A 9,584-nucleotide genomic window follows, 5' to 3' on the forward strand; every position below is an offset into this window, starting at 1 on the left:
CCCGCACGCGCTGGCGCTGGCCCTGCTGCCAGGCGATGCCCACCCCCGCCGCCAGCGGCAGCAGGCGGTCAACGGGCGGGTCCGGGCGGCCTCGGGCAGCGCCATGACCGCCACGCTCGTGAACTTCACGGTCGGCACGGCGGCGCTGCTCGTGACGTTCGCGGTGGACCTGGCGGTACGCGGCCGGCCGGCCGGCGCGTTCCCGGACGAGCCGTGGCTCTATCTCGGCGGCCCGCTCGGCATCGTGTTCATCGCGCTGGCCGCCGCCCTCGTCCGGTTCACCGGGGTGCTGCTGCTCGGCCTGGCCACGATCGCCGGGCAGATCGTCGGCGCGGTGCTGCTGGACCTGCTGCTGCCGACCGCCGCCTCACACCCCGGGCTGGACACGCTGCTCGGTGCGGCGCTGACCATGGTCGCCGTGCTCGTCGCCGCCTTCGGCCCGGCCCGCCGCCCCTAACGGGCGGCGGCCGGCGCTGCGGCACGCAGGCCGGTGACCATCTCGTCGACGACCCGGTCCAGCGGCGTCCCCTCGATCCCGAACGTCTCGCTCGCGGCGGTGGAGTCCATCACGAACGGCCCGGCGAACTGGTGCGCGGTCTCCCGCATCTCCCGGGCGAACGGGTCGGCCAGGCCGCCGAGCCAGAGCACCGGGTAGGGCATCCGGGTCAGCCGGGGCGCCGGCGCCCCGGCCAGCTCCGCGGCCCGGTCGGCGAGCGCCCGCATCGACATCGGGGGCGCGCTCGGCACGTGCCAGGCCCGTCCCCAGGCCCGCGGGTCGGTGGCGGCGGCGACGAGGGTACGGGCGACGTCTCCCACGTACGTCCACGTGTGCGGCGCGTCCCAGGCGACCGGCAGGAACACCCGCTGCCCGGCGAGCACCTTGGGCAGCACCATCATGGGCAGCGACTTGCCGCCGAGGCCGATGTAGTCGGAGCCGCGTACCTCGGTGATCCGGGCCCGGCCGGCGCGGTGGGCGGCCAGGGCGTCGGCCCACATCCGGTTGCGGACCCGGCCCTTGACGCCGGTGGCGGCGAGCGGGGTCGCCTCGGTCATCGGCGCGTCGACCGGGCCGTACCCGTAGAGGTTGCCGACCGTGGTGAGCACGGCGCCGCTGCGCTCGGCGGCGGTGAGCAGGGCGGCGGCGAGCGGCGGCCAGTCCGTCGGCCAGGTGTGGTACTCGGGGTTGGCGCAGTTGTAGAGCGCGTCAGCGCCCTCGGTGAGCGCGGCGAGCCGGTCCGCGTCGGCGGCGTCGGCGGCCACCCGCTCGATCGCCGGGTGCTCGGGGCCGGTGCCGCGCCGGGTCACCACCCGGACCCGCTCGCCGCGTTCGGCGAGGAGGCGGGCGGTGGCGGTGCCGACGGGGCCGGCGCCGACGATCACGTGCAGTGCCATGACAGGTCCACCTTCACTGAAGCAGTAATCCGAATCGAGAGCACCGCTCTCGCAACAGAGCATGACCCATGCGGGCGGATCGCGTCAAGAGCAGTGCTCTCTCTTTTGATTGCTGCTCTCATCCGTGGCAGAGTGAGGGCATGGTCGCTCCCTCGCTCCGCGCCCGGGTCCGCGCCGGGATGATCGAAGAGATCAAGACGGTCGCCCGCCGCCACCTGGACACCGACGGCGCGAACCTCTCCCTGCGCGCTGTCGCCCGCGACCTCGGCATGGTCTCCTCGGCGATCTACCGCTACTTCCCCAGCCGCGACGACCTTCTCACCGCGCTGATCCTGGAGGCGTACGACGCGCTCGGCGACGCGGTGGAGGCGGCCGACGCCGCCGCCGACCAGGCCGACCTGCGCGGACGCTGGCTCGCCGCCTGCCGGGCCGCCCGCGCGTGGGCGCTGGCCCACCCCGCCGAGTACGCGCTGCTGTACGGCAGCCCGGTGCCCGGGTACGCGGCACCGGACGACACCGTCGCACCGGCCCAGCGCCCTCCGGTGACCCTGGTCGGCATCCTGCGCGACGGACTGGCCTCCGGCCGGCTCACCCCGCCCGACGAGGAGCTGCCCGAGCCGCTGCGCGGCGACGTGGCCGAACTGGTCGGGCTGCTCGGCATGGACGTGCCGCCCGCACTGCTGGTGCGCGGCATGGCCGGCTGGACCCAGTTGTTCGGGCTGATCAGCTTCGAGCTGTTCGGCCGGATCAACCGGGCGCTGCCGCACCGCGACGAGTACTTCGACCACCAGATCGGCCTGATGGCGGACCTGGTCGGCCTGCCCTGACGCCGATCGGCGTCAGGTGCCGTCGGAGGAGTGACCGGGGAAGAGGTGCGCGGTCGGGTCGATGACGACAGCCGCGTTGTTCACGGCGGTGGCGGCCTCGCCGAAGCCGGTGGCGATCAGGCGGACCTTGCCCGGGTACTCGGTGATGTCCCCGGCCGCGAACACCCGGGGCAGGTTGGTGGCCATGGCGCTGTCCACCACGATGTGCCGCCGGTCGAGGTTCAGCCCCCACTCGGCGAGCGGGCCGAGGTCGGCGGTGAAGCCCAGCGCGGCCACGACGGTGTCCACCGGCAGCGTCTCCACCTCGCCGCCGCGTACGGTCAGCTCGGCGCCGGTGACCGCCTCCTCGCCGTACAGGCGGCTCACCTCGGCGTTGACCACGATCCGCACCGGCAGCGCGCGCACGCGCTCGATGGTGGCCGCGTGCGCCCGGAAGCGGTCCCGCCGGTGCACCAGCGTCACCGACCGGGCCAGCGGGGCGAGCGTGGCCGCCCAGTCGAACGCCGAGTCGCCGCCGCCGACGATGAGCACGTGCCGGTCGGTCAGCTCGGTCGGCTGCGGCACGAAGTAGACGATCCCGCCGCCGGTGAAGCTCTCCGCGACCGGCAGCGGCCGGGGCGTGAAGCTGCCGAGCCCGCCGGTGACCAGCACCGCGCCGCAGCTGAGCTGCTCACCGCCGGCGAGACCGAGCACCGGCCGGCCGTCGAGGTAGGACAGCTTCTCCGCGCGTACGCCGAGCCGGTAGTCGGGGTGGAACGGCGCGGCCTGGGCGACCAGGTTCGTGACCAGCTCGCGGCCCTTGATCGCGGGGAAGCCGGCGACGTCGAGGATCAGCTTCTCCGGGTACATGGCGGTGACCTGACCGCCCGGCTCGGGCAGTGCGTCGATCACCGACACGGAGAGTCCACGGAAACCGGCGTAGTAGGCGGCGAAGAGCCCGGCGGGACCGGCCCCGATCACGGCGACATCGACCTCGCGCATGGCGCACCGTCACTTTCCGCTTCGGGGTCAACCCGTGCTGATGCGGAAACGGTAGGCGGGCGGGTGGCCGTGGGCAAGCACGTCCCGCGGTTCGATCAACGCGCCGTCAGGGCAGCGTCATCCTCGGTGAGCCGAGGCGGTCGGACTCGCCGGTGTCGTTGCGGCGGCGGAACAGGATCGCCGCGACCACGCCGCCGAGCAGCCCGAACAGGTGGCCCTGCCAGGAGATGCGCTCGTCGGTCGGGAGGATGCCGAGCAGTTGCCAGCCGTAGAGCAACCCGACCAGCAGGCCGACGGCGAAGTTCCACCAGCTCCGCTCCACCACGCCCCGGGTGAGCAGGATGCCGAGGTAGCCGAAGATCACGCCGCTGGCGCCGACCACCACCGAGTCGGGCGAGCCGGTGAACCAGACGCCCAGGCCGCTGACCAGGATGATGACGGCGGTGGACCAGAGGAACCGGCGGGTGCCCGCGGCGAGCACGAACGTGCCGAGCAGGATCAGCGGGATGCTGTTGCTGTAGAGGTGGTTCCAGCCGGCGTGCAGGAACGGCGAGAAGAAGACGCCGTCCAGGCCCTGGAGCCGCTGCGGGATGATGCCGGCGGTGTAGTCGAGGCCGAGTCGCAGGCCGACGTCGAGCGCCTCGATGAGGAACAGCACCGGCACGACCGCGCACATCGCGACGAAGGCCCGGCCGAGCGCCGCGTAGAACGCGTCGGTGCCGAACCGGTGGGGGTCGCCGCTAGGGCCGTACCAGGTCACCTACCAAGAGCTATCAGCAAAAGCGGTCGGCCGCCAGTCGGGGCCGACACGGCGACGGCGGGACACCGGGTCTACCCGCGTGCCCCGCCGTCGTGGTGATGTCAGTACCAGCCCGAACTCTGCGACTTCTGCCAGGCGCCGCAGGGGGTGTCGTACCGGCCCTTGATGTAGCCGAGACCCCAGGTGATCTGGGTCGCCGGGTTGGTCTTCCAGTCGTCGGCGACCGAGGCCATCTTGCTGCCCGGCACCGCCTGCGGGATCCCGTACGCCCCGGACGAGCTGTTGGAGGCCTTCGGGTTCCAGCCGCTCTCCTTGGTCCAGAGCTTGTCCAGGCACGGGAACTGGTCGATGCCGAAGCCCTTGTCGAGCATGATGGCGCAACCGATCTTCCGGTTGCCGCTGTACTCCGCGCAGGAGGACGGGATCGGGCCGTCGTACGGCTTGATCTTCGCCTCCTTCTCCGCCTCCTCCGCCGCGGCCCGCTCCTTCTTGCGGGTGGCGGCGGCCGCCTCGGCCTTCTTGGCCCGCTCGGCGGCCTCCTTCGCCGCCGCGGCGGCACGCAGCTTCGCCTGGTACTCGGCGGCACGCTGGCGGGACGAGTCCACGCGGTGGTCGGACAGCCGGTCGCGCTGGTACGCGTGCTCCGCCTGGTCGACCTCCAGGCCGACCTGCGCGGTCAGGCCCTGCTGCTGGGTCTGTCGATCCTCACCCAGATAGAAGCCGCCGGCGACGCCCACGGAGAGCAGCGCGACAGCGGCCGTACGGGCGCCGAACCGGCTCCAGAGCCGACTCACGAAGTTTCCCTTCGTCGGGGGCAGGGACACGGCACGCGTATGGCCCTGTCGGGTCACGCCGGTGCCGTGAGCGCACCGGTACCGGTGTGACTCCGGGCCGTGTCCGGCCCCCGAGTGGTAGGTGACGCTCGATGGACACCATTGCGCACAGTGAGGCCGGTGGGAAATGACCAGGCCCAAAAGTGATCTGCGTCACCCTAAAAATGCGGACAAAATAGGGCGAAAGCCGCGGTCAGCCGGGGATGTCCTCCAGCAGATCGGTGACCATGGCGGCGATCGGAGATCGCTCCGATCGGCTGAGCGTGACGTGCGCGAAGAGGGGATGCCCCTTCAACGCCTCGATCACCGCCGTCACCCCGTCGTGCCGGCCGACCCGCAGATTGTCCCGCTGGGCCACGTCGTGGGTGAGCACCACCCGCGACCCCTGGCCGATGCGCGACAGCACGGTGAGCAGTACGCCCCGCTCCAGCGACTGCGCCTCGTCCACGATGACGAACGCGTCGTGCAGGCTCCGGCCGCGGATGTGGGTCAGCGGCAGCACCTCCAGCAGCCCACGCGAGGTGACCTCCTCCAGCACGTTCTCGTGCACCACCGAGCCGAGCGTGTCGAAGACGGCCTGCGCCCAGGGCGACATCTTCTCCGACTCCGACCCGGGCAGGTAGCCCAGTTCCTGGCCGCCGACCGCGTACAGGGGACGGAACACGATCACCTTCTTGTGCCGGCGCCGCTCCATCACCGCCTCCAGGCCGGCGCAGAGCGCCAGCGCGGACTTGCCGGTGCCGGCCCGCCCGCCCAGCGACACGATGCCGATGGACTCGTCCAGCAGCAGGTCGAGCGCGACCCGCTGCTCCGCCGAGCGCCCGTGCACGCCGAACGCCTCCCGGTCGCCCCGGACCAGCCGGATCGTCTTGTCCGGGAGCACCCGGCCCAGCGCCGAGCCCCGACTCGAGTGCAGCACCAGGCCGGTGTGGCAGGGCATCCCCGCCGCGGCGTCGACGTCGAGCGTCTCGCCCGCGTACAGCCGGCCGATCTCCTCCTCGGCCAGGTCCAGCTCGGCCATCCCGGTCCAGGTCGGGTCGCTCGCCTGGCCGTGCCGGTACTCGTCGGCGCGCAGGCCCACCGAGGCCGCCTTCACCCGCAGCGGCATGTCCTTGCTGACGAGCGTGACCTCACGCCCCTCGGCGGCCAGGTTGAGCGCCACGGACAGGATGCGCGCATCGTTCGACTCGTTGCGGAAGCCGGGCGGCAGCACCCCGTCGTCGGTGTGGTTCAGCTCCACCCGCAGCGTGCCGCCCTGGTCGTTGGCGGGCACCGGACGGTCCAGCCGGCCGTGCCGCACGCGCAACTCGTCCAGCATGCGCAGCGACTGGCGGGCGAACCAGCCCAGCTCCGGGTGGTGCCGCTTGCCCTCCAACTCGGAGATCACCACCAGCGGCAGCACCACCTCGTGCTCGGCGAAGCGGTGGAACGCCGCCGGGTCGGACAGCAGGACCGAGGTGTCCAGGACGAAGGCCGGGCCGGCTGGTCGGGGCTCCTCGGCCTCCGCGGCGGCGGCGCGGCGGCTGCGGGCGGTCCGGCGGGTCGGGGCGGTCGAGGCCGGGGTCTGCTCGGCTCCGGCGGGGGTACGGCGAGTGGTCACAGGCCTGCTCCGCGGATGGGCACCCGGCCACCCGAGTTCCGCCTCTTCCGGTGCCCGGAGGACACGGGGTCGGATGCGGGCCCCGTGCGCGAGGACGCAGGTCCGGGCTGTCCGGCTGGCCCGGGAAAACCCCGCGCCATGCCTAGACGCTAATCGCCGCGGGGCCGCTGGGCTAGAGGTGCGCGTGGATCATCGCGTGGTCTTCGCGGGACGTACACCTGTTCGGGTGACGGGCGGACCGGAACCGGCCGGGATGCATGCCCCCTGCGCGCACCCCGGCCGGTCGTCCACTGCGGCGCCGCGACGCGGCGCGGGCCTCAGCCCTGGCGGCGCACCAGCGTGCCGGCCCGCGGTCCGGCGCCGGCCGCGCCGAACGACGATCCGGTGTACGTGGTGCCCACCCGGCCGACGGCGCCGAGCCGGCCGGTGGCGGTGACGCGGACGGCCGGGGCCGAGCCGGGCCGGGCCGCGACCGCCGCGGGTACGGAGGTGCCGGCGAACGGCACGGCCGAGCGCCCGGCCGAGGTCACCACAGTGGGGCCGGGACCGGACAGCGCCGAGGCGATCGCCGCCTGGGCGTCGCGCCGACGGCGGTTCCAGGCGCCCCGGTCCCCGTCGAAGTAGCCCTGGCGGTAGCCGAACCGGTAACCGATGCGGTAGCTGAGCTGGCCGTGCAGGCGGCCGGCCGCGTAGCAGGTGGAGCCGAGCACGAGGACGAGCACCACGGCGAGAAAGGGGGTCATCGCTCGTCCGTCCCGGGCAGTGGGTCGACCACCAGCAGCCGCTCCAGGTCGTCGGTGCTGACCTCCTCCACCAGCTCGACGCTGATCCGGCAGCCGTCGAGGATCACCTCGGCCACCGACGCCCGGCGGATCTCGCCGCCGGAGTCGTAGACCCGCACGCTCAGCTCGGGGCAGCCGAGGTGGGTCCGCCAGGCGTCCCACTCCCCCCGGTCGCCGACGCTGAGTGAGAGGTACCGGCACCCGCGGGCGAGATAGAGACGCCAGGGGGCGCTCAGCCCGGCTGACACTCCGTCCGCGATCAGCCCGAAGGCCTGGGCGCGGGTCGCGAGCTCGGTCACGAGACCCCCTCGGCACCCGCGGAGTGACGCATGTGAGCACTCGTCGTCTCAAGCACGTGACACACCGTAAGTTGTCTCATGAGCGTGACAGTATCAGCTTTTCAGGCCTTTGCCGCCGTACTGGTGTCCATCTATTCTGCCCGGGTGACACCCCTCAGGAGCAGCACTGAATCGTTTACCGGAAATCCCCGGTCGCCGTCACGTCGGCGTGACAGCAGCGTGCCGAGCCGCCCTCTCGGGACCGACTGGCCGTACCGTCACGGGGTGACCGAGACGACCAACGCACGGAAGATCGCGTTCGCCACCTTCGTCCGGCGCGCGCTCGACGACGCCCGCGCGCTGCGGGCCTGGAGCGGCACCGAGGTCTCCCGGCGCACCGGCGTCTCCCGCCAGACCATCAACCGATGGGTTCGCGGCGACTGGGCCAGCGACCCGGAGGCGGAGCGGGTGGTCGCCTTCTGCGAAGGGCTGGGGCTCGATCCCGCCGCCGCGTTCACCGCTCTGGGCTGGGACCGGACCGCCGGGCCGCGTACCGCGCCGGCCCCGCCCCCGATGGACCCGGACGTGGAGGCGCTGCTGCGCCGGCTCGTCGACCCGAACGTGTCCGACGCGGAGAAGTTCCACATTCGGGAAACCATTCGTTACCTCGCATATCGCCCGACCCTGCCGGGCGGTGTCCGAAATAGGGGTAAACAGGCGGGCTAGTTCCTCAGATGGCGAAAGAACGGAAGGTCGGACCCGATCGTTTCGCCGCGGGGACGGAACGGACCCGCTAGCGTCCACGTTTGTACTGCTAGGGGCTCGTCATCGGCGGGGGGACGGGACACAGCCGAACCCAGCCCTGCGGGACAGAAGGAGGGGTCTGTCCATGACCCTGAAATGGTTGGCAGTCGTGGTCGCGGTGGTGTCGCTGACATCGTGCGTGACCGGCAACGTGGTGGTCGGCGTACTGGACGGCGGGCAGCTTCCCCTGGTCGTCAACCTCTTCGCGCTCACCACGGCCGGCACCGCGGTGATCCTCGCCGTCGTCGCCGAGCTGCACGATCGGCTCAACGACCGGGTCAGCGCGCTCACCGAGTTCCTGGTGGCGCGGCTCAACGAGATCGAGGCGCACACCGGCGACCGCAACACCGGCTTCGTGGAGGGCTACCTGCTCAGCCACGGGCAGGATGCGGCCGTGGTGCCGTTCGGTCGCCGGGGACGAGGAGCCGCCGAACGCTGATCCCCACGTCGTTCCGACGTCACATCTCGGCCACGAATACGCCGCCCGGCGCGGGGTACGCTGACGCGCGTGCCGCCGTTGAATCTGGGCAACCAGCAGCCGAAGACCCCGTTGAACGCGGAGCACGCCTGGCGTGCGACCGCCGACCGCGCGGGTGACGTCGTCCTCTTCTTCGACTTCGACGGCACCCTGGCGCCCGTCGACGACGATCCCACGGCCGTACGGCCCGCGCCCAACGTGCTCAGCGCGCTGGGGGCGCTAGCCCCGCACGTACGCCGGATCGCCATCGTCTCCGCCCGCCCGGTGGACTTCCTCCGCGACCACCTCGGCGGCCTCGCCGGCATCGACCTGTACGGGCTCTACGGCCTGGAGCACAGCCACTCCGGCGGCGAGACGGTCACCGAGCCGGCCGCCCTGCCCTGGGTGCCCACCATGTCCGAGCTGGCCGAGCAGGCCCGCGCGGAACTGCCGCCCGGCGCGCTCGTCGAGTACAAGCGGCTCTCCGTCGCGCTGCACTGGCGTACCGCCCCGCAGCTCGGCGACCTGGTGCAGGAGTGGGGCCGCGCCCAGGCCGAGCGGCTGGGCCTGCGCGCCCAGCCGGGCCGGATGGTGCTGGAACTCAAGCCCCCGGTCGACCGGGACAAGGGCATGGTGATCGGCGAGACGGTCCGGGACGCCGGTGGCGCCTGGTACTTCGGCGACGACGTCTCCGACATCAAGGCGTTCGCCGCGCTGCGCGCCCGCGCCGCCTCCGATCCCGACTTCCTCGGTGTCTGCGTCGCGGTCGCCAACCCGGAGACCGGTCACGAGGTCGCCGACGCCGCCGACCTGACCCTGGACTCTCCGGCGGCTCTGGCCGACTTCCTCACCGCCGCCCTCCCCCACCTC

12 protein-coding genes are annotated in these 9,584 nt (G+C 72.6%); 5 read left to right on the plus strand and 7 right to left on the minus strand.

Features of this window, described 5'->3' with window-relative positions; genetic code table 11:
- Positions 1-457 (plus strand): DMT family transporter (locus EAD96_RS18705; RefSeq protein WP_199733224.1); only part of this gene is annotated, 457 nt, incomplete at its 5' end.
- Here the strand turns inward: EAD96_RS18705 and EAD96_RS18710 are convergent.
- A complete protein-coding gene (locus EAD96_RS18710; protein ID WP_121685215.1) occupies positions 454-1,392 on the minus strand; it encodes an NAD-dependent epimerase/dehydratase family protein in 939 nt (312 codons plus the stop codon). The two genes, EAD96_RS18705 and EAD96_RS18710, sit on opposite strands and share 4 nt — an antisense overlap.
- A 140-nt stretch (positions 1,393-1,532) precedes the next feature.
- On the opposite strand from EAD96_RS18710, the gene EAD96_RS18715 reads away from it, so the two are divergent.
- Positions 1,533-2,219, plus strand: a complete 687-nt coding sequence (locus EAD96_RS18715) for a TetR/AcrR family transcriptional regulator (RefSeq protein ID WP_121685216.1) — start codon at positions 1,533-1,535, stop codon at positions 2,217-2,219.
- 12 nt (positions 2,220-2,231) lie between these two features.
- Here EAD96_RS18715 and EAD96_RS18720 read toward each other — a convergent pair whose 3' ends face one another.
- The 6 genes from EAD96_RS18720 to EAD96_RS18745 form a co-directional block, all read right to left on the minus strand.
- Positions 2,232-3,200: an NAD(P)/FAD-dependent oxidoreductase gene (locus EAD96_RS18720; protein ID WP_120571622.1), complete on the minus strand. Its 969-nt coding sequence runs from the start codon at positions 3,198-3,200 to the stop codon at positions 2,232-2,234.
- Positions 3,201-3,306: 106 nt separating this feature from the next.
- Positions 3,307-3,960 (minus strand): rhomboid family intramembrane serine protease, encoded by a 654-nt coding sequence (locus EAD96_RS18725; RefSeq protein ID WP_121685217.1) that lies wholly within the window; start codon positions 3,958-3,960, stop codon positions 3,307-3,309.
- 101 nt (positions 3,961-4,061) lie between these two features.
- Positions 4,062-4,754, minus strand: coding sequence for a transglycosylase SLT domain-containing protein (locus EAD96_RS18730; protein WP_199733226.1), 693 nt, complete (start codon positions 4,752-4,754; stop codon positions 4,062-4,064).
- A 232-nt stretch (positions 4,755-4,986) separates the two neighbouring features.
- A complete protein-coding gene (locus tag EAD96_RS18735; protein WP_121685219.1) occupies positions 4,987-6,393 on the minus strand; it encodes a PhoH family protein in 1,407 nt (468 codons plus the stop codon).
- Between the two features lie 317 nt (positions 6,394-6,710).
- On the minus strand, positions 6,711-7,136 hold the full coding sequence (locus tag EAD96_RS18740; protein WP_120571626.1) for a hypothetical protein: 426 nt from the start codon (positions 7,134-7,136) through the stop codon (positions 6,711-6,713).
- The gene (locus EAD96_RS18745; RefSeq protein WP_064447658.1) at positions 7,133-7,474 is read right to left on the minus strand and encodes a hypothetical protein; all 342 of its coding nucleotides are present in this window, start codon (positions 7,472-7,474) and stop codon (positions 7,133-7,135) included. Before EAD96_RS18745 ends, EAD96_RS18740 begins: the two co-directional genes overlap by 4 nt.
- Before the next feature lie 264 nt (positions 7,475-7,738).
- Between EAD96_RS18745 and EAD96_RS18750 the strand changes: the two genes are divergently transcribed.
- The 3 genes from EAD96_RS18750 to otsB all read left to right on the plus strand — a co-directional run.
- Positions 7,739-8,179: a helix-turn-helix transcriptional regulator gene (locus tag EAD96_RS18750; RefSeq protein WP_120571627.1), complete on the plus strand. Its 441-nt coding sequence runs from the start codon at positions 7,739-7,741 to the stop codon at positions 8,177-8,179.
- Between the two features lie 163 nt (positions 8,180-8,342).
- Positions 8,343-8,696 carry a hypothetical protein gene (locus EAD96_RS18755; RefSeq protein ID WP_026268070.1) on the plus strand — a complete coding sequence of 118 codons (354 nt, stop codon included), beginning with the start codon at positions 8,343-8,345 and terminating at the stop codon, positions 8,694-8,696.
- Between the two features lie 69 nt (positions 8,697-8,765).
- A partial coding sequence (gene otsB, locus EAD96_RS18760) for a trehalose-phosphatase (protein WP_121685220.1) occupies positions 8,766-9,584 on the plus strand: 819 nt, incomplete at its 3' end.

Origin of the sequence: Micromonospora sp. BL1 (genome assembly GCF_003667485.1) — a bacterium.
GTDB lineage: Bacteria > Actinomycetota > Actinomycetes > Mycobacteriales > Micromonosporaceae > Micromonospora > Micromonospora tulbaghiae.